Raw genomic sequence first — 25,254 nt, forward strand, 5'->3', positions numbered from 1 at the left:
CAGCCTGGTCCTGACCGGACTCCGCGGAGTCGGCAAGACCGTCCTGCTCAACACCCTGCGCTCGGCCGCCATCGGCCGGCTCTGGGGCACCGGCAAGATCGAGGCCCGGCCGGACCAGTCGCTGCGCCGCCCGGTCTCCGCCGCGCTGCACATGGCCATCCGCGAGCTGACCCCGCACCACCGCAACCCGGAACGGGTCGACGAGGTGCTGGCCGTCCTCAAGGCCTTCGCGCTGCGGGCCAACGACTCCTCGGCGAAGCTGCGTGACCGCTGGACGCCCGGCATCGACGTGCCGGCCGCCCGGGGCCGCGCCGACTCCGGCGACATCGAGATCGACCTGGTCGAGCTGTTCACCGACGCCGCGTCGCTGGCCACGGACGTGGGCACCGGCATCGCCCTGTTCATCGACGAGATGCAGGACCTCGGCCCGACCGACGTGTCCGCGCTGTGCGCCGCCTGCCACGAGCTGTCCCAGCTCGGCGCGCCGCTCATCGTCGTCGGCGCCGGCCTGCCGCACCTGCCGGCCGTGTTGTCCGCGGCCAAGTCCTACTCGGAGCGCCTCTTCCGGTACCAGCGCATCGACCGCCTCGACCGGATCGCCGCGGACCTGGCCCTGTGCGCGCCCGCCGCCCGCGAGGACGTCGAGTACGAGCCCAAGGCGCTGGACCTGCTCTACGACAAGTCGGGCGGCTATCCGTACTTCGTGCAGGCGTACGGGAAGGCGACCTGGGACCACGCGCCGACGTCGCCGGTGACCGCGGAGGATGTCCGGGTGGCGGCGCCGGAGGCCGAGGCCGAGCTGGCGGTCGGCTTCTTCGGCTCCCGCTTCGAGCGGGCCACCCCGGCCGAACGCGAATACATGCGCGCGATGGCCTCTCTGTCGGGCGACTCGGGCAACGACATGGACGCCGCCGTGCCGACCGCCGACATCGCCGCCGCGTTGTCCCGGCGACCGGCCAGCCTGTCGCCGGCCCGGGACGCGTTGATCAAGAAGGGCCTGATCTACTCGGGCGAGCGGGGGACGGTGGCGTTCACCGTGCCGCACTTCGGGCGATATCTGCGGACCCAGCCCTGACTTAGGCCGCGGCCTAGACGTGCCGCCAGGCCGACGGGTAGCGCGCCTCGACCGGTCGCAGGGCCAGGACCTGCCAGGCGTCGCCGGCCGAGGACCATTCGCTGGTGATCCCGTACGGCGCGGCCGGCACGAACCCGAACCGCCGGTAGTACGCCGGGTCGCCGAGCACCAGCACGAGCCGTTCCCGCGCCTCGGTGGCCCGCCGCAGCGCGTCGCGGACGACGCTGGTGCCGAGCCCCTGCCGCTGCCGCTCAGGCGTGACCGCCACCGGCCCCAGTGCGAGCGCTTCCTCACCACCGGCCATCACCCTGCTGAGCAGCGCAAACGCCACCAGGCGACCGTTTTCCTCGACGACGACGGAAAACTCGGGCAGCCAGGCGTGGGTCGGCCGCAGAGCCGCGACCAGCCGGGCCTCGGCCTCGCCGCCGAACGCCGACTCCAGCAGACGGCGAATGCCGTCGGCATCCTCGGGTTGCTCGATGCGCACCTCAGTCATGACCGTGAACCCTACGGTGGCCCGCCCTTGACCTTGAGTGGCGTCTGTCCACAACTCACCCGGCACACCCGCGCGGATCCGGGTATAACGAGGGTTATGAAGCCTGTGCGTACTGCAGCCCGTGCCATGCTCGGTGCGATCTTCGTGGTCAGCGGCATCCGCGTCGTGCTCGACCCGGATGCCAAGGTCACCGCGGCCAAGCGGGTCACCGACAAGGTCGCGCCCATGATCGAGAAGGTCGACCCGCGCCTGCCCACCGAAGCGCGCGACCTCGTGCGGGCCAAGGCGGCGTCCGACGTCGTCGCCGGGCTGCTGCTGGCCAGCGGCCGCCTCACCCGGCCCGCCGCCCTCGCGCTCGCCGCCGGCCTGGTGCCGACGACCTTCGCCGGACACCCGTTCTGGACCTATCCGCAGCCGCAGCGGGCGCAGCACCAGACCGACTTCCTGAAGAACCTGGGGCTGCTCGGGGGCCTGCTGCTGGCCGCCGTCGACACCCAGGGCAAGCCGGGCATCGGCTATCGGACCAGCCACGCGGTGGACCGCTCGCAGCGCTCGGTGCGCCGCGCGGTGCGGACCGCCCGGCGCGAAGCCAAGATCGCCACGGTCTCCGCGGCCGCCGCGCGCAAGATCCCCGGGTAAATCACCTAACGGGCTCGCCCGGCGTTAAGCCGTCGAAGCACCAGGGCGGCGGCGCGCTCGAGACCGGCGCCGTGCCGCCGGGTCGAGCCACGGGGAGGTCGCGCCATGCCCGCGATGCGGACTGCCGCGCGTCCGGCCACGACCAGGTGCCTGGTGGTCCTGCTCGCGTGGGTCGGCATCCTGGCCGCGATCACCACGATCGCCCAGCGGTACGGCTTCAGCGACCTCGCCGTGGACCGGGCGGCGATCAGTCACGCCCTGACCGGCAACGGCCTGTACGCGTACCGCTCGCCGCTGACCCACCTCGGCACCGCGCTGCCACCGCCCGCGTTGTTCGTCGTCGGCCCCGCGGTGTTCCTGCCGCTGCCGCTGGCCGGCTGGCTGACCGCCCTCGCGGGGGTGGCCGCCCTCGGCCTGTCCATGATCGCGCTGGTCAGCCCGGTGGCCCGTCGCTACGGCCGCCGCCCCTGGCCGGTCGTCCTGGCCGCGGGCGCCCTGGCCCTGACCATCGAGCCGGTACGCGCCGCGCTCGGGCTGGGCACGCTCGACCTGCTCGCGTTCGGCCTGGTCACCGCGGACATCGTGGCGCTCCGCCGCAGCGCGTGGGCGCGCAGCCGGGCGGCGTGGTGGCCGGGCCGGCCGGCATCCTCGCCACCGCGCGGCCGCACCCCGGGCGACCTGCTGCGCCGCGGCTGGTCGACCGGCGCCTGGGCCGGCCTCGGGGTGGGGCTGGCGACGGCGCTGGCGGTGACTCCGGCTTTCTTCATCGTGTACCTGGCGGTGACCAGGCAATGGCGGGCGGCGCTGACCGCAACGGGCACAGCTCTGAGTGCGGCGTTCGCCGCCTGGCTGATCAGTCCCCGGGAGACTGCCGCCTGGCTCGGCGAGGTGCTGTGGCGCATCGACCGCACCGGGCCGGTCGACGCGATCGCGAACCAGTCGCTGGCCGGCGTGCTGGCCCGGATCTACGACTCCGCCACAGCGCCGGTGCTCCTGTGGTTGTCGTTCTCGCTGCTGCTGATCGCCGTCGGATTGATCCGGGCTCGCGCGGCCCATGCGGACGGGGATGAGATCGCCGCGTTCACGCTGGTCGGGCTGACGGTGGCGATCGTCGGGCCGGTGACCGACACCCACGAACTGATCTGGATCCTGCCGGCGGTGCTGATCCTGATCGACGCGGCGGCGCGGCGGCGGGTGACTTCGCACCGGCGGCCACCCGGTCGCCGGCCCGGCATGACCTTCGCGCTGGCGGCGGGGATGACGTACCTGCTGTTCGTGCTGGCTCCGATGTGGAGCTTGCGAGACTCGTTCTCGGACAACTGTTATGCGCTGGCCCTGATCTTGCTGGTCAACGCGTTGCCGTGGCGTCCGGGGGTGGCGCCGGCGTTTCCGATCAACCGGTGGTTGGGGCGGGTTGCTCCCGGCGCACGCCGGAAGGCGGCCACCGCTGATCTGGGCGGCGGTGAGGGTGTCGGCCGCTCGGCGCGCAGCAACCCGGGTCTGGCTCGGCGGGTGGGACCGGCGAGCAACCGGCCGGGCGGACCGCTCCCGGCGACAGCCATCCCGCCGCCGCGCGATCCGGGCCGCTGAGCCGCAGACACCGCGCCGCGGATGCGAACCGTGAGCCACCACAGGTGGCGGAAGCGTGGGCTTGAGGTCGCGCGAAGCGCGACGAGCTCAGCCATGCAACCACATGGCAGGGAGCGAAGCGACCGCTCTCGGCGGGAGCGACGGTCAGCACCACCCACCCACCTACGAGATCCAGCACTTGACCTTGAAGATCCTCAGGGGCAGTTCACCCACTCCTCGGTGCCGTCGGTGAAGACCTGCCGTTTCCAGATCGGGAGGCGGGCCTTGGCCTCGTCCACCAGCCGCGCGCACGCCGTGAACGCCGCCGCCCGGTGGGCTGTGCTCACCGCCGCCACCAACGCCACGTCTCCGATGCCCAGCACTCCCACCCGGTGCGACACCGCCACCGCGTAGACATCCGGGTCGGCCGCGATCTCCTCCGCCACTTCGCGCAGCACCGCCGCCGCGGTCGGGTGGCCTTCGTATTCCAGCAGCGTCACGCCTTTGCCGTCGTCGTGGTCGCGGACCACGCCCTGGAAGGACACGACCGCGCCCGCTCGGGGGTCCGCCACCGCTTTCTCGTGGGCGGCCAGGTCGAGGGTCGTGTCGTGGACCTCGGCGATCCGGACTGTCTCGGTGGTGGTCACAGGCGCTCTCCCGGATACAGCGGCAGGGGGTGGAACGGGACCAGGTCGCCGGCGGCCGCTTCCGTGTCGGGGCGCACCACGACGAAGCCGTCGGCGGTGGCCAGGCCTCTCAGCATCGCCGAGCCGACGTGGCCGACCGGGGTGGCCCGGCGGTCGTCCTGGTCGAGGGCGGCCAGGGCCAGGTGGGTGAAGCCGCCGCGGCCGGGGACCGGCGCGGTCAGCTCGACCTTGCGCAGCGGCGGCAGCTCCTGTCCGTGCAGGCCGGCCAGCAGCGGGGCGACCAGGGTGATCAGGGCGATCACGGCCGACTGCGGGTTGCCGGGCAGGCCGGCCAGGAAGCGGTAGCGGCCGTCCGGGGACGGCACCTTGGCCAGCAGCATCGGGAAGCCGGGGCGGACCGCGACCGTGTTGATCACGTATTCGGCGCCGAGCTCGGCCAGGGCCGGGTGCAGGTGATCGACCGGGCCGTTCATCGTGCCGCCGGTCGTGCAGATCACGTCGGCGATCGTCAGTGCCTCACGGATCGCGGCGACGTGCGCCTCGAGCGTGTCCTGCACGGGGCCGCGCACCGCGCCCGGGCTGACGGTCGCGCCGTAGCGGCGCAGCCAGGCGGGGACCAGCGGGCTCAGTGAGTCCCGGACCCGGCCGGCTCCCGGCGGGCCGCTGGTGAGCAGCTCGTCGCCGAAGACCAGCAGGGCCGCGCGGGGTTGCGGTCGGACCGGGATCCGGTCGTAGCCGCAGGTCGCCGCCATGCCGAGGACTGCCGGGTCGACCGGGGTGCCGGCCGGCAGCAGCACCTCGCCGCGGCGGGCCTCATCGCCCGGCAGCCGCCATTCGGGCTGGGGGCGGGGTGTGCCGCTGACCCGGCCCTCGGCGTCGCGGGTCGACTCCTCGACGCGGATCAGGGCTTCCGCGCCCTCGGGGACCATCGCACCGGTGGCGATCTCGACGCAGGTGCCGTCGGCTGTGAGCGGGGCCGCCGTGCCGCCGGCCAGCACGCGGCCGGTCGGCCGCCAGGGCCCTGCGCCACGCACGGCCCAACCGTCGATGCTCGACGTCGGGAACGCGGGCAGGTCGGTCAGCGCGACCAGGGGCTCGGCGAGGGTACGGCCGTCGGCACCGGCGAGCGGCACAGCCTCGGCCGGACCCGCCACCGCCCTACCGGCTTCGTATCCGAACGTGCGTGCCTTGTCCCAGTCGACCGGGATGCTGTCTGCGCTCACTCGGAGAGCTTATGGTCGCTGCCGCCGATCTGGGCGACCGTGTGGACAAGGATCGGCCCGAGCACGGCCAGGCCGTCGCGGGCGCCGCCGGTCGAGCCGGGCAGGTTGACCACCAGCGTGCGGCCCGCCACCCCGGCCAGGCCGCGGGACAACGCCGCTGACGGCACCTTGTCCCTGCTGTACGCGCGGATGGCCTCCGCGATCCCGGGCACCTCGAAGTCGAGCAGCGGACGGGTCGCCTCGGGGGTCCGGTCGGTCGGAGTGACGCCGGTCCCACCGCTGGTGAGCACCACCTGGATCCCGTCCGCGACGGCGGCCCGCAGCGCCTCGGCCACCGGTTCGCCGTCGGGCACCACGACCGGCTCGGGGTCCACCTCGCAGCCGAGGTCACGCAGCCCGGTGACGAGCAGGGGACCGCTGGTGTCGGCGTAGACGCCGGCCGCGGCCCGGTTCGAGGCGACGATGACGCGGGCGCGGATCACGGGCGGTCCTGCGGGCGCAGCCACTGGCCGGTCTTGCCGCCCTCTTTGCGCAGCACCCGTACGGCTTCGATGCTCGCTGCCGGGTCGACGGCCTTGACCATGTCGATCAGCGCCAGCCCGGCGGTGGCGACGGCGGTCAGCGCTTCCATCTCGACGCCGGTGCGGTCGGCCGTCCGGGTCGTCGCGGTGATGTCGACGCCGGCGTCGGTGATGTCGAGCTCGACGGTGACCCCGTGCAGCCCGATCGGATGACACAGCGGCACGAGGTCGGGGGTGCGCTTGGCGCCCATGATCCCGGCGATCCGCGCGACGGCGAGCGCATCACCCTTCGGCAGGCCGTCCCCGCGCAGCAGGGCGACCACTTCCGGGGTCGTGCTGAGCCGGCCGGCGGCGACGGCCAGGCGCTCGGTCACGTCCTTGCCTGTCACGTCCACCATGCGGGCGGCCCCGTGGGCGTCGACATGCGTCATTTTCGCTGCGTTCGTCACCCGTACAGCGTATCGAGGGGGGCGGTGCGGTCCCTTATTAACCCGCGGATCCTCTCGCTTCGTCAGCGATCACCAACTTTGCGTAGCCATTTTGATTCGCAATCCGTTCCGCGCGGTGAATTGAGCCGTCGCGCGCTTTCCAGCGGGACACAGCGACGCACCGGGAAGTAGATTGCAGTGCGGCCGCCACCCCGCGCACCAGGACATTTGCGGGGGTTTGGGTCGGGCCAGGCTCGGGAATGCTTGGTCTCCCCCCGACTGCGGAGCGTCATTCACCCGCTACGCATTCGGTACAAAGTTCTCGATACTCGCAATTCGTGAAACGAGCGACAAATCCTGCTTCACAATTCCCCGTGCGGTTCCTAACCTCTTGCCAGGAACCAGGGAGAACAGCAGTTCAAGGAATTGGTCGCTCGGCTTCCGCGTAATCGCGGCGCCATTCACGAGACGGGAGATGCGAGATGCGTGAGAACGACTGGTGGTGAGCCGGACGACCGGCAACGACTACCCGAGGGCGACGAAGCATTGACAGCCCGTACGGGGACTGGGCCACCATGGGTACATGGGAAGTCCGCGGTGAACGACGAGACGACCGACAGACAGCTCCGGCTGTATGTCGGTCTCGTTGCGTTCACGGGAGCCGCGTGCCTGCTGTGGGCCTTCAGTTCGATCACCGCGATCGCGCCGGCCAAAGTCTTCTACCTGGCCGCGCTGACCGTCATCATCACCTCGGCCAGCGGCCCGCTGATCCTGCTGCGGATCCGCTCCGACTACCGCTCCTTCTCCTCGACCTCCGGTGCGATCCTCATCGCCGTCGCCACGGTCCCGCTCCAGTGGGTCATCGTGTGCACCGCGCTGGGCATCCTCACCACCAAGCTCTTCGTCCGCGGCCCGCACAAGCGCGAGCCGATGAAGGTCGCCTTCAACGTCGCGAAGGACACCACGGCCGCCGCCGCGGCTGCCGCTGTCGCCTACCTGGTCGGTGTCCGTCCGACCGCTGCGCTGACCTTCGCGCCGCCCGGTCTAGCCCGCCTGGCGCTGGGTCTCCTGCTCGCCGCCGCGGCTTACGCGGTGGTGGACGACCTGCTGGGCAACACGGTGATCGCCCTGGCCACCCGGACATCCTGGCTGCAGGCCGCCCGGCGCAACTGGGACGTGGTGCTGACCGTCCGCATCGCCAATGTCGGGATCGCGCTGCTCGTCGCGTTCGTGGTGAAGCAGGAGGACTGGTTCATCGTCGCCATGGTGCCGACGGTGCTGGCCCTGCAGTTCGCGACGAAGAACAGGATCCGGCAGCGCGCCGACCAGGACGCCTGGCGCCGGCTGGCCGCCAGCACCGATCTCCTCAACGTCACCGAACTGCCCGCTGTGCTGCGGGCCGCGGTGATCCGCGTACCGGAACTGTTCTCGGCCGACGAGGCGGAGATCGAGCTGCGGGACGTCTCGCCGGCCCGGCTGGTGCGGGGTTCAGCGAGCCGGCTCAGCTACGAGGGGGTGGCCGCCGAGGCGCCCGGACGCACCGGGACGACCATCGAAGCGGTGCTGCAAGGACCGGACACCGAAGCCATCGGGGTGCTGCGGCTGGTGTTCCGCAAGCCGGTGAAGCTGAACGAGTCGGAGGAATACAAACTCCGCACCTTCGCCTCGTCGCTGTACACGGCGATCCGCAACGCGCGCGCCTACGCCGAGCTCAAGCGGATCAACGCCGAGAACGCGTACGCCGCCGCCCACGACCCGCTGACCGGCCTCGCCAACCGCCGCGAGCTGCTGGAACAGGCGAGAGCGATCTTCGAGATGCGCAACACCGACGGCATCTTCGCCCTGTTGCTGATCGATCTCAACCACTTCAAGGAAGTCAACGACACGCTCGGGCACACCGCCGGTGACGACGTGCTGCGCGAGGTCGCCAAGCGCCTCGAGGAGGCGGCCGCGCCCGGCGACCTGGTGGCCCGGCTCGGCGGCGACGAGTTCGCGCTGCTGCTCACCGGCCTGCCCACCCCCGCGGTCGCGGCCCACCGGGCCACCGCGCTGCTCGACAGCCTGGAACGGCCGATCGAGGTCGAGGGCATGCAGCTCACCGTGCAGGCAGCCGGTGGCATCGCCCTGGCGCCCGGCAGCGGTGGCGTCCAGGAGCTGATGCGCCGCGCGGACGTGGCGATGTACCAGGCGAAACGCGGCGGTCAGCGGACGGCCACCTACGCACACGCGCGCGACACCGCCGACGTGGGCCGGCTCATGCTGGGCGGGGAGCTGTCCCGCGCGGTGGCCGAGCACGAGTTCTCGGTCGACTTCCAGCCGATCGTCGACCTCGGCAGCGGCGAGGTGATCTCGGCCGAGGCGCTGTCCCGCTGGCACCATCCGCAGCACGGCCACCTCACCCCGACGCAGTTCCTGCGGACCGTCGAACGATCCGGGCAGCTGCCGGGCTTCGTGAACGCGGTGCTGGAGCAGTCGCTGACCGCGTACCGGATGTGGCTCGAAGCCGGCTTCGACCTGCCGGTCGCGGTCAACGTCTCGCCGCGCAGCCTGCTCGACGAGACCTTCCCGGGGGCCGTGCTCGCCCAGCTCGCCCGGCACGCCGTGCCGGCCGACCGGCTGGTGCTCGAGCTGGCCGAGACCCTCACCCTGAGCCAGCTCGACGTCGTCGACCGGGCGCTGAACGAGCTGCGCGACGCGGGCGTACGGCTGGCCCTCGACGACTTCGGCACCGGCGTCTCCTCGCTCTCGGTGCTGTCCCGGCTGCCCGTGCACCAGCTCAAGATCGACCGTGGTTTCGTCCGGGCGGTCGAGACCTCCTCCGAGGCCGCCGCCGTGGTCCGCTCGACCGTGGACCTGGCGCGCAGCCTGCACCTGACGGTCGTCGCCGAGGGCGTCGAAAGCGAGCCGCAGCGGCTCGCGTTGTGGGAGCTGGGCTGTGTCGCGGGTCAGGGCCACCTGTTCGCGCGTCCGATGCGTTCCGGGCGGCTGCTGGCCACGCTGCAACGCGGCTCCGGCGGACGTCCGGGTGTGCTGGCCGGGGCACTGCACCCGGCCGGGTCCGTCGTCCGGATGCCCCGGCGCCGGACGCCGGGGCAGGGCAGATCTTCTCTGCCACACTTGCCCGCGTGACTCTGCTCGCGCGACTCGACCGGGCTCGGGACGGCCTCGCCGCCGACGCCGCGCTGTACGGCCTCGCCGCCGCGTTCGCCCTGGTGACCGCGCTGACCTCGACGTTGCTGCCGCACCGGGCCTGGGGTGCCGTCGCCGCCTGGGCCTACCTCGGCGCGTTCCTCGTGGTGGCCGGGCAGCTGATGCTGCGGCGGCCACGGTGGCGGATGGCGCTGACCTGGGTGGCCTGGGTCGGCACGGCGATCCTGCCGCTGGTGATCGAGGCGGTGCAGCGGGCCGGCGGTCGCACCGGCCGGGCGCAGGAGGAAGTGCTGGTCGTCGAGCACATGGGTGAGCGGCTGGCCGGCACCGGGACGCCGTACCTCGGGCCGGACGCGATTGCCGCGCTGCCGCCGGGTGAGCAGTTGCTGGGGTATGCGCCGTACCAGCCGGGTATGGCCGTTTTCGGCCTGCCGCGCGCCGCCTTCGGTGACGTCTGGTGGACGGATGCCCGGGTCTGGTTCGCGGTGGCGACCGCCGCCGCGCTGGTCGCGGCGATCCGCTTGCTGCCGCGGGGCGCGAGCCTGGTGCGAGCGGTGCAGTTCGCGACCGTACTCCCGATCTGTGCCCTGACCCTGGCCACCGGGGGCGACGACCTGCCGGTCCTGGCTCTCGCCCTGCTGGCCCTGGCTCTGTGCGCGAGCGGCCGCTACGGCGCCGCGGGCCTCGCCGTCGGCGCGGCTGCCGCCCTCAAGCTCTTCGCCCTGCCGATCGTGGTCGTCCTGGCCGTCCTCGCCCTCACCACCGGCAACGCCCGCCGCTTCCTGCCCGGTGCGATCGGCCTGCCGGTCCTGACCCTGGTGCCCGCGCTGCTGGTCGACGGGAACGCGTTCGTCGAGAACGTGATCCGCTTTCCGCTCGGGCACGGCCTGGTGACCAGCCCGGCCCAGTCGCCGTTCCCCGGCTATCTGATCGCCCAGGCGGTGCCGGGCGGTCGTTATGTCGCGATCGGCCTGCTGGTCGCGGTGGCCCTGGCGATCGCCGTCGTGCTCGTCCGCCGGCCGCCGCGCACGGCCGCGGCGGCTGCGCTTTTCTGCGGGTACGGCCTGCTGGCCGCGATCCTGCTGATGCCCACGACCCGTTTCGGATACCTGCTCTACCCCCTGGCCCTGCTGGTCTGGGCACCCGCCCTCGGCGCAGCACTCAGCAGACCCACAGCAAGTACGCCACCACGCGGTGACACAGCCTTGTACCGTTTGTGAGATGCAGATGACCTGTCCGAAGTGTCATGGCGAGATGCGGGTCTACGAGCGCAGCGGCGTCACGGTCGACCAGTGCACCGAGTGCCGGGGGATCTTCCTCGACCGCGGTGAGCTGGAGAAGCTCTTCGAGGCCGAGGCCAACTGGAACGGACCGGGAGGAGCGCCGGCCGCCCCTCGCCCCGCGCAAGCCCCGCCCGTGGCTCCGCAGCCGGGTGGCTACGCGCCCCCGCCCCCGCCGCACGGTGGTGGCTACGCGCCCCCGCCCCCGCCGCCGCCCGGTGGTGGCTACGCGTCACCGCCGCCCGCGTACGGCCAGCCGGCGTACCCGGCCGCGGCTCCCTACGGCGCACACCAGCCGCAGTACGCCGCCGGATACCACGGCCACTACCGCCAGGGCCACCACGGTCACTACCGCGGCCGCAAGAAGCACAAGAGCTTCCTGAACGACTTCTTCGACTGAGTTGGCCCGCGGCGGAAAACCCATGCAAGTTCTTTCTTGAGCCGGCCACCGCACGCGGCTGTCCCGCCCGCGCCTTCTGGGTGCGGGCGGGCTCGCCGCGTGCCAGGGTGCTGAGTCATGGGACTTCCCGCACCCGCCGCCCTCGCCGAGGCCCTGACCGCCGCCTATGCCGACGTGACAGCCGTCGTCCGTGACCTTGACGACTTCGACCTGCTGCTGCCGTCGGGCTGCCGCGGCTGGACGATCTGCGACCTGCTGCTGCACCTGAGCCTCGACCCGCAGCGGGCCCTGGTCGCCTTCGCCACGCCGGCCGACGGCCCGCCCGACACGGACTTCGTCACCTACTTCCGGTCGTTCCCGGGCGCGGGCGAGACCGGGGCCATCGCGCACGCCCAGTGGGTCCGCCGCACGGCCGCGGCCTTCACCCGGCCGCACGGCGTCGTCGAGCGCTGGACCGAGACGGTCGCCGCCGCCGGGTACGCGGCCCGCCACGCCGACCCGGCGAGCCTGATCCGTACGCAGAACCTGGTGCTCCCCGTCCCGGACTTCATCGCCACCCTGATCACCGAGGCGGTCATCCACCACCTCGACCTGATCGTGTCGTTGCCGGACGCGCCCGATCCGGCGCCCGAGGCCGTGGCGATCGCGTTGTCCACGGTGGACGGCCTGGCCGGGGGCGACGGTCTGCCGGAGTTCTGGTCCGAGCCGGAAGCCCTGCTCAAGTGCTCGGGCCGCGAAGAGCTCAGCACCGACGACCGCGAAGCGCTGGGCGATCGCGCGGAGCTCTTCCCGCTGCTGAGCTGAGGACCTACCAGGTGCCGTCGTCGCGGACGCGTTCCGCCGGGCCGTCACCGGTCAGCAGGCTGAGCAGGCCCTCGTCCAGAGTCTCGCCCAGGAACCACTCGCCGCCCTGGTCCAGCGCGAACAACCGGCCGCGCTCGTCGATCGCCACGATCGCGTCACCCTTGGCCTCCACGCCGAGCGGGAACAGCGGCGCCCCGATCACCTCGGCGAACTCACCCAGCACGTCCGCCGAGTGCGCCGCGGCCACGGGCTCGAGGTTGAGCCAGCGGACCCAGCGGCGTATCCCCGGGCCGCGGAGGCCGCAGAAGATGCCCGGAAAATCCATGATCGCGGCCCGGGCCGCCGGGAACGGCACGTGCCGGAACCGCAGGCCGGGCACGTTGACCACGTCGTCGATCATCCCGTCGGCCAGCACCTCGGCCACCACCGGCTGCATCGGGCGCCAGCCCGCATCGGCGAGAGCCCCGGCGACCTGGTCCGGGAAGCGACCGGGCTGGGCGATGTTCTCCGAGTACGGCCGGAAGGGCTCCACAAAAGCCAGATGCGACCACGGCAGCAACGCGAAGTCGACGAGCGTCAGGATGCACGACTCGCACGGCCGCGCCACGGTCGCGCCCAGCGGGTCACCCCGGTCCCGGACGTAGTAGGCCTCGAAGTCGGCGGTGCGCAACCACGCGCGGGCCTCATCCAGCGTCAACGGCTCACCGCGCTGCCGGTCGGCCTCGTGCAGGGCGTCGGAGAGCACGATCAGCTCGGCGTGGCGTTCGGTGCCGCGCACCGTCCGCCCGGGCTCCAGGCCGCCCAGGTAGGCGCGGACCAGCGGGTGATGGTCGATCTCCTGGTCGCCCTTCGCGCCGCGGGCGATGAACAGCCGGCCGTCGACGGTCAGGTGCGCGGCGGTGGTGGGCGCCGGCCGGCGGCGGGCGTTGCGGCGCAGCTCCACCTCGGGATCGACCGTGCGGCGCTGGGCCACCACATCCGGCTGGTGGGTGCGGTAGAGGTCGGCGATCACCTCGGCCGGGATGCCGGGATAGGTGGACAGGACACCGGTCTGGCGGTCGATGACCGTACGGGCGCCGTCACCGGGGATGGGCAGCACGGTCGGCGGCTGCTTGGTCCAGACCACAAAACCGAGGTCGAACTCGGAGACCACGGGCAGGCACTCGTACCCCCGGCGCTCGGTCTCGCTGCGCGCCCAGCCGGCGGCGATCTCCTCGGCGTCCTCCCGCGTGATCATCTGAACCCCTGTCGCCCCGCATCCGTGTGCGGAGGTGAAACTACCGGACCACGACGCGTCGCGCCGCCCGGTAGGGTCACCTCGATCGATGGTCGGGTGCCGGGGGAGGACGACCGTGGCGGACATGGCGGATCGCGATGCCAACCACGCGCTGCGAGCGCGCTTCGACGACGTGTACGGGCAGTACCAGCGGCTCCGGTCCGGAATGGACGACATCCAGCGGCGGCTGGCGGAACTGCAGGTCACCGCGGAGTCCGAGGACGGCCTGATCCGCGCCACGGTGGGCCCCCGGGGCCAGCTGATCGACCTGCGCCTGGACCGGCGGATCTACCGTGACATGGACGCGGCCGAGCTCGGCCGCAAGATCGTCGCGACCACGGAGAAGGCGGCCGCGCAGGTGGCGGAGCAGGTGCAGCAGATGATGTCCGGCTACCTGCCGGCCGACTCGGGCCCGATGCAGTTCATCCGGGACAACAACTTCGGCTCACTGCTGCGCCGCCAGGACGCGATCATGCGCGAGGCGGACGACAATGCCTGACGAACTGAGGCTCGACCCCGACCGCGTGCTGAACGGCGGCCGCGACCTGGCGGCGGCCGGCAAGCACCTGACCGCGGAGCGCTCCGGCGCCGGGGGCGAGCTGGCCGCCATCAGCGGCCAGCGCCCCTGGGGCGCCGACGAGATCGGCCAGGCTTTCGAGAACAACTACCGCCCGATCGAGCAGCAGGTGCTGCTGGCCTGGGAGAAGCTCGGCCTGTACGTCGAGGGCCTGGGCGACGCGGTGGTCGACACGGTCCGTGAGGCCACCGAGACGGACCACCACGCAGCCGTCCAGGTGGAGCGGACGTACAGGACCCGCTCGTGACGATCCTGCCCAGCCCCATCCCGCACCCGCTCGACTACATGCCGTTCGACGTGCCCGGCTGGGCGTACGAGGCGCTCGAATGGGTGGTCGGCTTCGACTGGCCGGAAGGCAACGAGAAGACGACCTGGGACGTCGCCGACCGCTGGTACGCGCTCGCCCAACGCCTGGCCGAACCGCGCGACGAGGCCTACGACGCGGCCGGCCAGGTGCTCTCCGGGTACGGCGGAGCGGGCGCGCAGGCCTTCAAGGGCGCCTGGGACCAGCTGTCCGCGGACGAGAACGCGCCGCTCAACTCGCTGCTGGCCATCGCCGACGAGCTGGGCAAACTGGTCGAGGAATGCGGCTGCGACATCGAGGGCGCCAAACTCGAGGCCTGGATCGAGATCGGCCTGTTCCTGATCGAGCTGATCGGCATGGCGGTCGCCGTGGCGCTGACCCTGGGTGCGGCGTCCCCGGCAGCGGGCGGCCTGATCGCGGCGACCCGGCTGGCCATTCAGCAGATCTTCAAGCGGCTGATCCAGCAGCTCAGCAAGAAGGCGATCAAGAAGACGCTGAAGGAGGCCGGGCAGCGGGCGGCCAAGCAGCTGACCACCAAGGCCGGCCTGAAGAAGCTCGGCAAGGAAGCCTTCAAGGAGGGCTTCGACGAGATGCGCGAAGAGATCGCCACCAACGGGGCGATCCAGGCGTACCAGAACTCGACCGGTCGGGCGCACGGCTTCGACGTACGGGATCTCGGGATGTCGGCGGCCGGCGGATTCGCGGGCGGGTTCGCGGCCAGCGGGGCCGGCATCGGCAAGGGCGGCCACGGCGGCGGTGGGATGACCCGCGGCATGGCCGCGGAGGTGCTCGGGGAGTTCGGCGGGGCTGCGGTCAGCGGGGATCTGCCGGATCTGGAGAGTGTGGCCAAGTCGGCCAGTTCGGGGGCCAGTGGGTCGCTGATGGACGGTGGGCGGTCGGGCTTCGCGGACGGGCTGGCCGACAAGGTCGGCAATCTCGGGGTGCCGAGTGGGCCGGTCGATCTGGCGTCGGGATCTGCAACGGGGGACGGGGGTACGGACGGGCCGTTGTCGTCGGCGTTCTCCCCGATCTCCTCCTCGGGCGGCGCCTCCTCCGGTGACGCTTCCTCGACCGCAAGTTCCTCGAACGGCGCTTCCTCGGCCGGAGACTCGTCGGCCGGGCACTCGTCGGCCGGATCTTCGGGTTCTGGGGCTACGTTCGCGCCCTTGTCGGTTTCCTCCGATCCGACGGCATCGGCGAGTGGCTCCTCGCCGGTGTCCGTTTCGGCGGATGCGACTTCGGTGTCCTACTCGGCGCCTGCACCGTCCGGTGGGGTCAACCTGTCGAGCCTCGCGCCCGTGGTTGATGCGCCGTCGTCGCCAGGGGGCGACGTCGGTGCTTCGCCTGGTGGGGCCGGCGGCTCCGGCGCGCCGGGCGGGACGGCCGGCTCGGGAACTCCGGCCGCGTTCGCGGGATCCGGCCCGCCCGGTGGACTCGGCTCTCCCGCTCCGACCGGCTACTCGGGTGGCGGCGCCGGGTCCTTGTCGACCGGGGCTGTGACCTCGGGCTCCGGTCCGTCGGTGTCCTCTGCCCCATCGGGCCCGGCAAGTCCGGCCGGTGGGTCTACCGGATCTTTGTCGGGCAATGGGCCGTCGGTCAGCTCGGTTCCTCGCTCCGCGACGCCCGCTGGTGGCCTCAGTCCGTGGTCACCCTTCGGGACGGACACGTCGAGCAACGGGACCACGCCCCCCGCCCGGAGTCCCGGGATCGACCGGCCGAACCTCACCCCGGCGAGCTCTCCGCTGACCGGGAACTCCCCGCTCGGCAACGGCAACCACCCGACGCCGGCCGGCATCTCCCCGACCATCACCAGCCCGGGTGGCACGGGACCCAACGTCACCAGCCCAGGCAGCACTGGCCCGGGTGGCACTGGCCCGAGCGTCGCCGGCCCAGGTGGCACTGGTCCGAGTGTCACGCCGCCGCGGACGAGTCCTGACGGCAGCACGCCCGCCGGCACCGATCCGAATTCCACGTCGCCGCGGAATCCCGCCTCGCCGGTCGGTGTCGCTCGTGGCACGGCCACCGTTGACGTCTCGGCACCGGCTGCCAGTTCTACCGGGACAGGAGTTCTGCCGGGGCGGACCGATCCCGGTGTACCGGCTCCGAGCAGCCCGGCCACGCGACCTCCGCAGGTGCCCGGGCCCCGGGACGGGGCTGTGGACGTACCGTCGCGGTTGAGCACGACCCCGACGGATCCGGCGGCGGTCCTGGTCGGCGCTGCTCCCGGCCGCAGTCTGCCGCCGCAGCCGGCGGCGGCGCCGGTGGAGACCGAAGTGGACGGTTATTTCCGGTACGCGCGGGAGCTGCGCGAGTCGTATGCGACGCACCGCCGTCAGGAAGTGATCGACGCGGTCGAGGGCAAGGCGGATAGCGCGCGCCGCAGGGCCCGGAGTGCTCGGCGATCTGCCCGGGTTGCGCGTTTCCTCAAGTTCGATCCGCACCTGGCGGCGTACTTCCAGGCTCACGTCGATGTAGCGACGGCGGAGGCCGAACGGGCCGAGGCGCAGGCCGCGGCGCTCAAAAATCCGGCGTGGCGGCCGCCGCCCGGAACCATCACCGACGTCGCGCCGCAGCACTGGCACCGGGCCAACGAGGACCGCGGCCGGGTGGCGCGCGGCGCGGTGACATTCGGCAACCGGTCGATGCTCACCGGTAACGATCATCCGCCGCCGATCGACGCGACCCGGCCCTACGGGACGAGGGCGGGCCTGCGCGAGCCGCTCGCTCAACACCAGGTCGACCTGGAAAGCGCGGTCCCCCGCGACGGCAACGGCGATCCGGTACGCGGTGCCGACCCGCGCGCGCCGTACTTCCAGCTGGTCAACGACGGTGGCTCCAAGGCTGACCCGACGCGCGGGATCAACTGCCAGGACTGCGTGCTGTCGTTTTTCGACACGTACGTGCACGGCCGCCCCCGCGTGTCGGCGCCGCGAACGTTCGACGGCTACGCGGACGGCGACTCGACAAAACCGCTGTACGGCGAGGACACCGGCCCGGAACGCGTCGAGCACGCGACCGGCGGCCGGTTCCAGTCACTGTGCGCGGGTGTCGGCGGCGACCACCCGGCGGTCGCGGGCCAGAAGATCCAGCAGGCGCTGGGCGACGTGTCCGCGCAGCTGCTGGCGGGTGGGCACGGCTCGTTCGCGTTCCTGGTCAACGCTTGGGAGGGGGGCTCGGCGCACGCGTGGGCGGCGGTCAACCAGAACGGCCAGATCCTGTTCGTGGACCCGCAATCGGGCCTGGTCGCACCGCCGGGCACCAGCTTGTACGGCCACCTCGGCCGTCCGGACACGGCGAACGTGGTGGCGCTGGACGCGCTGGTGGTGGACGGGCGGGGGAACCCGATGCCGTTCAACGGGAGGCCGGATGGGCTGTGGCGGCCCAGGCAGACGACGCTGCCGCCTCCGCCTCCGCGGCCGGCGCCTGTCTACTACTCGTCGGCGTACCAGCAGCAGCCTGCTCCGTCGCCGGCACCTGGTCCTTTCCCGTCGCCCTCGCCGACGCCCGGGCCTACGCCTTCGCCGACGCCTCGCCCGGCGCCTTCGCCCGCGCCCTCACCTGCGCCGCCGCCTTCGCCCGTTCCGCCGCCCTCACCTGCACCGTCGCCTTTCCCGACGCCGGCTCCGGCGCCTTCGCCCGCGCCTGACCTCTCGCCTGGGCCTGACCTTCCACCCGCGCCCTCACCTGGGCCTGGGCCTGATCCGTCGCCTTGGTCCGCCGTCACGACTGCACCCGGGCCATCGCCTGCTCCGGACCTTGCGCCTTCGCCGAACCCGGACCAGGCGACGCCACCAGCACCTGCACCCGATCCTGTGCCGGCGCCTCGGCTGCTCGCCACCCCGGCGCCTTCGCCCGCTCCCGATCTTGTTGAGCCCACGCCTGCTCCCCGGGATGAGACGCCCGATGCCCTGCTGGCGGACGACCTCGGCCGGGTCAGCCAGGCCGAGCCGGTTACGCCGTTCGATCCGCGGCCGGAACCCGATCCGCGGCCCGGCCCGACGCCGTCGACCCCGGAGCCGTCCGTCACGCCCCGGCCCGCGCCCAACCCGATCCCGTCGCCGCGCCGCCCGGTCGACCGCATCGCCGAGGCCTTGGCCCCGAGACCTGCGCCGGTGGACCGCATCGCGGAGGCCCTGGCTCCCCGCGACGACCGGCCACCGACGCTCGACCGCACGCCGAACTCCACCGATCCCAACTCCACCGATCCGAACTCACCGATCGACGAGGCGCTGCATTCCGGTACGCCGGATCAGACGGCCGGGATCGACCCCGAGCGGGCCGAACGGCTGGAGCAGGTGCGGCTGGCCGAGCAGGACGCGCGGGAACGGAAGTCGTACCGCGAATACATGGAGCATGCGCGCGCCACGCAAGAGGACAACCGGCGCGCCGAGTACGCCGACTATCTGGTGCGGATCGCTGATGGGCAGCGCACCAAGGTGCTCGACCTGGGCATGCAGGCGGATGCCGCCCTGGCGTCGGGGTCCACGCTGCGCGGTGAGCATCTGCGGGCCGAGGCGCGGCGTACCAGCGAGGACGCCGACGACCTGGAGCTCAAGGCCCGGCAGGTGCTGGCCGGGGAGTTCGCGCCCGAACGGGTCGAGGTCGAGCCGGCGGACTGGGTGCGCATCAACGACGACGTCGGCACGATGGCGCTGGGCGGGGTCGAAACGGGGGACCAGTCGGCGCTGACCGGCGACGGCCATCCGCTGCCGGTCGACCAGAGTCGCCCGTACGGGAAACGGGGCGGGTTGCGCGCGCCTCTCGCCGTACATCAGGTTGATCTGGAAAATGCCATGCCGCGCGATGCGGACGGCCGGGTGGTGCGGACGGCCGATCCCCGGCAGGGGAAATGGTTCGGCCTGGCGAACGACGGCGGCCCGGCCGCGGACCCGACCCGCGGCATCAATTGCGTGGACGGCGTGCTGTCGCTGTATGAAACCTATGTGCATGGTCGCCCCCGCGTCTCGGCGCCGCGCACATTCGATTCATACGCGTACGGCGACCCGGCACGTCCATTGGGTGCGGAGGACCGAGGTCTGGCCCGCATCGAGGACACCGTCGGCGGCGAATTCCAGGGGCTTTGCCCATACGTGGGTGGTCTGGACCCGCAGCAGGCGAAACAGGCTGTGGACACGGCCATGACAAACCTGCACAACCATTTGTACAACGCGGGCCACGGCGCTTTCGCCTTCATCGTGACGGACTCGGAGGAAGGCACGGCCCACGCATGGGCGGCGGTGAACCAGAACGGCACGATACTTTTCCTGGACCCGCAAACAGGCCGGCTGTCGGAAGAAGCCCCGTTGTACTCCCACACGGGAGCGAAGAACGACGGCAACGTGATCTCGATGGACGCGGTGGTGGTGGACGGGCTGGGCCGGCCGGCGCCGCTGCCGTACCACGAGGCCGGCCTGTGGAGCCGGTCGTCCCTGGAGCCGACGGGCGCAACTCCCGCCGATCCGGCTGACGATGGACAGGCAAGCCGTGTCGGCCCTCAAGGGGCCGATCCTGATGGCCACACTCCACAGCGGCCAGTGCATGAGCAGAGCGATGCAACCGAGGTTGGACCGCTCACCGACCTGGATGAAGATGATGTTCGGCTATCAGGCGATCCTGCGATCCGACCTCTCAGGAACGGTGACGAGCCTGGTCGCCTACCAGGTGCTGCTGGACAATCCGTTCCAAGCGGTGATCTGGAGCGTCCCGCGGAGAGCCTGGATCAGCGCACCGGGGCTGGCGGTGCCGATCCTGTACGACGACAAGTACCAGGAACGCCGGCGACAGGTGAGTCGGCCCGCGGCGGAACAGATCGCAGTGGAGATCCTTCAGACGGAACTCCCGAGCGAGCAAACGCTCCGAGCGATGTGCAAGGAGGGCGAACGGATGGGCTGGACCCTCGGCCCGCCTCGCCCGTAGCCCCTGGCGACGAGTCGCTGACGAGCACCAGCGGGACCCAACCCCGGCGAATTCCGGTATCCGAGATGGTCGCCGAGGACTTCGATCCCCGCGAGGCTGAGCGCCGCCAGCTGGCGGCGCTGGAGCCGGATCACAGAGAGATCATTGAAAAGTCCGTCGACCACGCCATGAAGGACGCCGCCCGGCTGCAGGTGACCCTCGAAGAGGTGGTCGCGTCGATCAATGACGCCTTCGGCGACGGTGCTGCGCAACTCGTCGGCGTCGAGAACTCCTACAAGACGAAGTCCTCGCTTGCTCGTGCCTTCGCGGCCGAATTCGAGGCGGAGGAAACCCCTCCCGGCCAGTTCTTGAAAGACACCAAGGACAGGGTGCGCTTCTCGATTCAGCTGCACGAGCAGGATTATCACTTACACGCGGCGGCCGCCATTGCCGATCTGGGGAGTCGTGGCCACAACATTAGAAAGATAGTCAACTTCTGGGGTGGTGGCGGGCGGCACAACGGTTTGAACGTCACCGTTACCGACCCAACTGGAGTCGTTTTCGAGCTGCAGTTCCCGACTGAGGCGTCACGAGCGGTGAGCGAGCTCACCCACGAACTGTACGAGGTACTGCGGCACAATTTCGCTCCGTACCCAGCGCGCGTAGATGCTTTCCTTCGAATTCTCGCCATTAATATCCGAGAAGGTATTGACGAGAAGCAGCCGAGCGGCATCGATGCTCTGAGGGACATGCGCCTCGGAGTTTGGAAGGATGTCGACTCGACATTCGGCACTTGGATCCGATCGACGGATACACAGTGGAATAAATATCTTGGTGACCTCCGCGCCGAGGGTTCAACGTTCGATAGAATTCTCGAACGGAACGGCCTGACCTTGGCAGAAGTTTTCGAAAGCGACGGATCGGATGAAGATGACCGACACGGAGTTCGGCTATCAGGCAATCCTGAAGTCCGACATGTCGGGCGCAGTGACGAGCCTGGTCGCTTACGAGGTGCAGAATTACCACGCATTGCGAGCAGTGATGTGGAGCGTGCCGCGGAAAGCGTGGATCTACGCTCCCGCGATAGCGGCGACATTCCTGTTCGACCCGAGCTACCAAGAGAGAATCCGGCCACTGAATCGAACCGAAGCAGAGCAAGTCGCCCGGGAAATCCTCAAGGCGGAGTTGCCGACGGAGCAGACGCTCCTGGAGATGCTCGACGAGGGCCAGAAGATGGGTTGGGACTTCGGTCCGCCGCGCCAGTAGCCGACCCGCGCCCGCTTCCCGAGTCGCCGGCCGGACCGGTTCCGCAAGCATCAGGTCCGGGACGCTCTCAGGACGATCCGACGGACGATGACTCGGCCGCCGAACCACGCGAAAGCGGAACAGATCGCCTGGGTGGCCCTGCAGTCGAAACTTCCGAAGGAACGGATGCTTCTGGAGATGTTCCAGGAGAGCGAAGCGACGAGCCGGATCTGACCTCCGAGACGCCGGTCTCCGGCGAAAGCTTGCCCACCAACGCCGGCCCCGTGGTGATCAACGGCCTGGTCGGCCAGCTGCAGGGCGCCCTCGGCGACGACTTCGCCATCGGCGCCCACTACCTGGAGCTTTTCGAGTACGAGCACGAACGCCGCCAGGCCGAACGCCTCGGCCAGAGCTTCGACGTCCGGGCTCTCGAGGCCGCTCACGGACGTTCGGACGGCCTCGGTAACCCCGATGTTCTCCTGCGGACCGACAGCACCGACGTCGGCTCGTACGGTGATCTCAAGCGGTTGGATCCGGACCTGAAAGCCGACCGCAAGGATGCGGATTTCTCCCGGCGGGTCGAGAAGCGCCTGCGTGAGCCGTTCGGGCAGGATCCGCGGATCACCGTGGCGGTGGTCGACGGCCGGGACGTCGGGCTGACGATCGACGCGGCCGTGCGGGGGATTCGGCGCGCGCTCGGTTTCTGGCGGCAGCAGGGGCGCGAGGTACGGCCTGAGCAGCGCATGATCGTCTTTACGGGTGACGGAGGTTCTGTCGTGTGGCGTGGTGACACGGGAGGCATCAATGTCAGTGCGTGAGCAGCTTTTCGTCCGGACCGACGGCTCGCCGGCGGAGGTCGCCGGGTTCGTGGCCAAGCTGATCGGCGGCCGCACCGAGGTACGCGACCAGCAGGTCTGGCTGCTCGTCGACACCGCCCGTCTGGTGCCGGGCGTCGACGGTGAGTTCGGCGGCCCCGTCGTCGCGCACAACTCCGAGGCGGCGTTCCGGCCCGACGGCGAGTTCGAGGCGCCGGACGCCTACGACGTGGAGCTGCGGCTGTGGCAGGCCGGTGGCCGCCGCGTGGAGCCGACGACCGGCGCCGACATCGAGGAGCTCGCCGCGACCGCTGTTTTCCAGGCGCTGGCGACTTCCGCCGACTTGGCCGTGATCCATGTGCATGACGACGACGTGCTGCTGCGGGCCGCGCTGCCCGGGGCCGGCACTGCCGAGTTCGCGCAGGGCACGACGATCTACGACTGGGACGAGGACAAGTGGAACGGCTTCGTCCTACGGACAGAGATGGGCGATGCCTGAGCAGGGGCAAAGCCTTCACCTGTACGGCGAGGCGTACGGCGATCCCCGGCCGCCTTCTTCATCTATAAGCGCACCTACAGCGACACAGCTGGCCGAAGCCGCCATGACCCGCGCCGGCGTCATCTATGAAGTCGAAGTCACCTCCGGCGTCCACGCGACCCGCCCCACCGGCGTGCCCACCTGGGAAGAGTTCAAGCAGCGCCACTTCGTCGATGGCGTTCCGCTTCCGGTTCGCCCTCGGCCCCGGGAGCGGGTCCTTCCGCCTTCCTGGCCGGAGATGGTTCGTGCAGTCGAAGAGGCGCACCGAAGCTTCCGGACATACCTGGTCCAGCTCCTGACCGCGGCCTTCCCTGGCCGGGACATCTCAGTCTCGGCCGACCAGGGACCGCTGCGCCGGTCGGCGGCATCTGTGGACTGGAGCGAAGAAAGCTACGGCTTCGAAGTCACGGTCGACGCGAGCATCGGCGATCTGCCGCCCGCCGACGCCCTGGACCGCGTCAGCGAGCTTCTGACGGACCAGAACTGGGACCTGGCCGACCGTGTCACCCGGACCGCCAACGTCGCTGTCGGGGGGTCCCGGGAGCTCTACAGCCTCTGGGTCGACGCGCGGCCGCTGCGGCTCACCGTGCTCGGCCAGTCCCCGCTGTATCGCGCGCCGGCCGAGCCCGGCACCCCCTACGTCGTAGAGCCGCGCTAGACGATCGCCATGTCGACGAAGCGGGACAGGTGCAGTTGTGCTGCCACCGTCACCGTGTCCGTCGGGCCGTTTCGGTGCTTGGCCACGATGAAGTCCGCCTCGCCCGCTCGCGGGGACTCCTTGTCGTAGTAGTCGTCGCGGTGCAGCAGGATCACCACGTCGGCGTCCTGCTCGATCGAGCCGGACTCACGCAGGTCGGACAGCTGGGGGCGCTTGTCGGTGCGCTGCTCCGGGCCACGGTTCAGCTGGCTCACCGCGATCACCGGGCATTCGACCTCCTTGGCCAGCAGCTTCAGGCCTCGGGACAGCTCCGCGACCTCCTGCTGGCGGCTCTCCGTCTTTTTCGGCGAGGACATCAGCTGGAGGTAGTCGACCACGATGAGTTTCAGGTTGTGGCGCTGCTTGAGGCGGCGGGCCTTCGCCCGGATCTCCATCAGGTTCATGCTCGGGGTGTCGTCGACGAAGATCGGGGCCTCGCTGATCTCGCCCATCCGGCGGGCCAGCTTGGTCCAGTCGTCGTCCGACAGCTGGCCGGAGCGCAGCACGTGCAGCGGCACCCTGGCCTCCGCCGACAGCAGACGCATGACGATCTCGATCTTGCTCATTTCCAGGGAGAAGATGGCGCTGGCGCAGTTCGCCCGGATGGCCGCGTTGCGCGCGAAGTCCATCGACGCGGTCGACTTACCCAGACCCGGACGGCCGGCGACGATGATCAGCTGACCGGCGTGCAGGCCGTTGAGCAGCCGGTCCAGGTCGGAGAAGCCGGTCGGTACGCCGGTCATCATGCCGTTGGTGGCACCGACCGCCTCGATCTCGTCGAGGGTGGGCTGGAGCATGTCGGCCAGCACCGCGAAGTCCTCGGAGACCCGGCGCTCGGTCACGTCGTACACAGCCTGCTGGGCGAGGTCGACGATGTCGTCGACGTCCATGCCGCCGTTGCCGCCCGTGCCGTACCCCAATTGGGTGATTTTGGTGCCCGCCTCGACGAGGCGGCGCAGCACGGCGCGCTCGGAGACGATGCGGGCGTAATAGGAGGCGTTGGCCGCGGTCGGCACGCTCTCGATGAGGGTGTGCAGGTAGGGCACGCCGCCGATGCGCTGCAGGTCGCCGGAGTCGGACAGGGCCGCCGCGACGGTGACGCCGTCGGCCGGCTCGCCGCGGCCGTAGAGCTCGAGGATCGTGTCGAAGACGGTCGCGTGGACCGGACGGTAGAAGTCGTGGGACTTGAGGATCTCGACGACGTCGGCGATCGCGTCCTTGGAGAGCAGCATGCCACCGAGCACGCTCTGCTCCGCGGCGATGTCCTGCGGCGGCGACTTGTCGAAGCCGCCGGTCTGGGGCGGCGGTCCACCGGCGCCTGGCGGGCGGCCACCGGAGGGCTTGCCTCCTGGCGATGACTGCGGCCGGGAATCGGGTCGTGCGTCGTCGGTGATCGACATGCCGACCTACCCCTTCATCGTCGTTCCTGCTCCGTGATCAAACAGCCCGGGTACGACACTTTCGGGTGAGCAGGTCCCCCGAGGAGTGACGGGGACCACAGATTCACCGGAAAAGTCGGCCCAGGCCACGAAGAGGACCTGATCCGGCGCCGGTAACCATACGAAGCCGCACGTCACAGACCCAAGCAGGCCGGTGGACGAGCCTCGGGACAACCTGTGGACAACCCGCCTCCTCCTGTGCGCGGCCCTGTGCACAGCCTGTGTACAACCCCTGG

General features: G+C 71.0%; 19 protein-coding genes. 12 read left to right on the forward strand and 7 right to left on the reverse strand.

Translation table 11 applies throughout. From position 1 onward, the window contains the following. Positions 1-1,075: AAA family ATPase (locus ACWEOZ_RS05290; protein ID WP_451909516.1), on the forward strand; the 1,075-nt coding region annotated here is incomplete at its 5' end. A 13-nt stretch (positions 1,076-1,088) separates the two neighbouring features. On the opposite strand, the gene ACWEOZ_RS05295 is transcribed toward ACWEOZ_RS05290, so the two are convergent. Next, the gene (locus ACWEOZ_RS05295; RefSeq protein WP_451909517.1) at positions 1,089-1,571 is read right to left on the reverse strand and encodes a GNAT family N-acetyltransferase; all 483 of its coding nucleotides are present in this window, start codon (positions 1,569-1,571) and stop codon (positions 1,089-1,091) included. A gap of 96 nt (positions 1,572-1,667) precedes the next feature. Here ACWEOZ_RS05295 and ACWEOZ_RS05300 point away from each other — a divergent pair, with 96 nt between their 5' ends. Continuing rightward, positions 1,668-2,210, forward strand: a complete 543-nt coding sequence (locus ACWEOZ_RS05300; protein WP_360813878.1) for a DoxX family protein — start codon at positions 1,668-1,670, stop codon at positions 2,208-2,210. A gap of 105 nt (positions 2,211-2,315) precedes the next feature. Further along, positions 2,316-3,800 carry a glycosyltransferase 87 family protein gene (locus tag ACWEOZ_RS05305; protein ID WP_451909518.1) on the forward strand — a complete coding sequence of 495 codons (1,485 nt, stop codon included), beginning with the start codon at positions 2,316-2,318 and terminating at the stop codon, positions 3,798-3,800. Between the two features lie 194 nt (positions 3,801-3,994). Here ACWEOZ_RS05305 and ACWEOZ_RS05310 read toward each other — a convergent pair whose 3' ends face one another. From ACWEOZ_RS05310 to moaC, 4 genes are read right to left on the reverse strand one after another with little or no spacing between them, the layout of a single operon-like run. Further along, positions 3,995-4,426: a molybdenum cofactor biosynthesis protein MoaE gene (locus ACWEOZ_RS05310; RefSeq protein WP_451909519.1), complete on the reverse strand. Its 432-nt coding sequence runs from the start codon at positions 4,424-4,426 to the stop codon at positions 3,995-3,997. Further along, complete coding sequence (locus ACWEOZ_RS05315; protein ID WP_451909520.1) at positions 4,423-5,649, reverse strand: molybdopterin molybdotransferase MoeA; 1,227 nt, start codon at positions 5,647-5,649, stop codon at positions 4,423-4,425. Before ACWEOZ_RS05315 ends, ACWEOZ_RS05310 begins: the two co-directional genes overlap by 4 nt. Beyond that, positions 5,646-6,131 (reverse strand): MogA/MoaB family molybdenum cofactor biosynthesis protein, encoded by a 486-nt coding sequence (locus ACWEOZ_RS05320; RefSeq protein ID WP_451909521.1) that lies wholly within the window; start codon positions 6,129-6,131, stop codon positions 5,646-5,648. Before ACWEOZ_RS05320 ends, ACWEOZ_RS05315 begins: the two co-directional genes overlap by 4 nt. Next, complete coding sequence (gene moaC, locus ACWEOZ_RS05325) at positions 6,128-6,601, reverse strand: cyclic pyranopterin monophosphate synthase MoaC (protein ID WP_451909522.1); 474 nt, start codon at positions 6,599-6,601, stop codon at positions 6,128-6,130. Before moaC ends, ACWEOZ_RS05320 begins: the two co-directional genes overlap by 4 nt. A 594-nt stretch (positions 6,602-7,195) precedes the next feature. Here moaC and ACWEOZ_RS05330 point away from each other — a divergent pair. The 4 genes from ACWEOZ_RS05330 to ACWEOZ_RS05345 all read left to right on the forward strand — a co-directional run bounded on the left by ACWEOZ_RS05330 (position 7,196) and on the right by ACWEOZ_RS05345 (position 12,232). Continuing rightward, positions 7,196-9,727, forward strand: coding sequence for a putative bifunctional diguanylate cyclase/phosphodiesterase (locus tag ACWEOZ_RS05330; protein WP_451909523.1), 2,532 nt, complete (start codon positions 7,196-7,198; stop codon positions 9,725-9,727). Beyond that, a complete protein-coding gene (locus ACWEOZ_RS05335; protein WP_451909524.1) occupies positions 9,724-10,968 on the forward strand; it encodes a glycosyltransferase 87 family protein in 1,245 nt (414 codons plus the stop codon). Before ACWEOZ_RS05330 ends, ACWEOZ_RS05335 begins: the two co-directional genes overlap by 4 nt. Position 10,969: 1 nt before the next feature. Then, positions 10,970-11,428, forward strand: a complete 459-nt coding sequence (locus tag ACWEOZ_RS05340) for a TFIIB-type zinc ribbon-containing protein (protein ID WP_451909525.1) — start codon at positions 10,970-10,972, stop codon at positions 11,426-11,428. A 117-nt stretch (positions 11,429-11,545) separates the two neighbouring features. Further along, a complete protein-coding gene (locus tag ACWEOZ_RS05345) occupies positions 11,546-12,232 on the forward strand; it encodes a maleylpyruvate isomerase N-terminal domain-containing protein (protein ID WP_451909526.1) in 687 nt (228 codons plus the stop codon). Between the two features lie 4 nt (positions 12,233-12,236). On the opposite strand, the gene ACWEOZ_RS05350 is transcribed toward ACWEOZ_RS05345, so the two are convergent. Continuing rightward, positions 12,237-13,469 (reverse strand): SUKH-3 domain-containing protein, encoded by a 1,233-nt coding sequence (locus tag ACWEOZ_RS05350; RefSeq protein ID WP_451909527.1) that lies wholly within the window; start codon positions 13,467-13,469, stop codon positions 12,237-12,239. Between the two features lie 124 nt (positions 13,470-13,593). Here ACWEOZ_RS05350 and ACWEOZ_RS05355 point away from each other — a divergent pair, with 124 nt between their 5' ends. Genes ACWEOZ_RS05355 through ACWEOZ_RS05375 form a run of 5 tightly spaced genes read left to right on the forward strand, consistent with a single transcriptional unit; the run spans position 13,594 to position 23,540 of the window. Beyond that, positions 13,594-14,007 (forward strand): YbaB/EbfC family nucleoid-associated protein, encoded by a 414-nt coding sequence (locus ACWEOZ_RS05355; protein WP_451909528.1) that lies wholly within the window; start codon positions 13,594-13,596, stop codon positions 14,005-14,007. Then, positions 14,000-14,332, forward strand: a complete 333-nt coding sequence (locus ACWEOZ_RS05360; RefSeq protein ID WP_451909529.1) for a hypothetical protein — start codon at positions 14,000-14,002, stop codon at positions 14,330-14,332. Before ACWEOZ_RS05355 ends, ACWEOZ_RS05360 begins: the two co-directional genes overlap by 8 nt. Continuing rightward, a complete protein-coding gene (locus ACWEOZ_RS05365) occupies positions 14,329-22,347 on the forward strand; it encodes a toxin glutamine deamidase domain-containing protein (RefSeq protein WP_451909530.1) in 8,019 nt (2,672 codons plus the stop codon). Before ACWEOZ_RS05360 ends, ACWEOZ_RS05365 begins: the two co-directional genes overlap by 4 nt. Continuing rightward, the gene (locus ACWEOZ_RS05370) at positions 22,334-22,843 is read left to right on the forward strand and encodes a hypothetical protein (protein WP_451909531.1); all 510 of its coding nucleotides are present in this window, start codon (positions 22,334-22,336) and stop codon (positions 22,841-22,843) included. Before ACWEOZ_RS05365 ends, ACWEOZ_RS05370 begins: the two co-directional genes overlap by 14 nt. Then, positions 22,836-23,540 (forward strand): hypothetical protein, encoded by a 705-nt coding sequence (locus ACWEOZ_RS05375; RefSeq protein ID WP_451909532.1) that lies wholly within the window; start codon positions 22,836-22,838, stop codon positions 23,538-23,540. Before ACWEOZ_RS05370 ends, ACWEOZ_RS05375 begins: the two co-directional genes overlap by 8 nt. On the opposite strand, the gene dnaB is transcribed toward ACWEOZ_RS05375, so the two are convergent. Further along, positions 23,537-24,979 carry a replicative DNA helicase gene (gene dnaB / locus ACWEOZ_RS05380; protein WP_360546616.1) on the reverse strand — a complete coding sequence of 481 codons (1,443 nt, stop codon included), beginning with the start codon at positions 24,977-24,979 and terminating at the stop codon, positions 23,537-23,539. The two genes, ACWEOZ_RS05375 and dnaB, sit on opposite strands and share 4 nt — an antisense overlap. Between the last annotated feature and the right edge of the window lie 275 nt (positions 24,980-25,254).

It is taken from the genome of Actinoplanes sp. NPDC004185 (assembly GCF_053603475.1).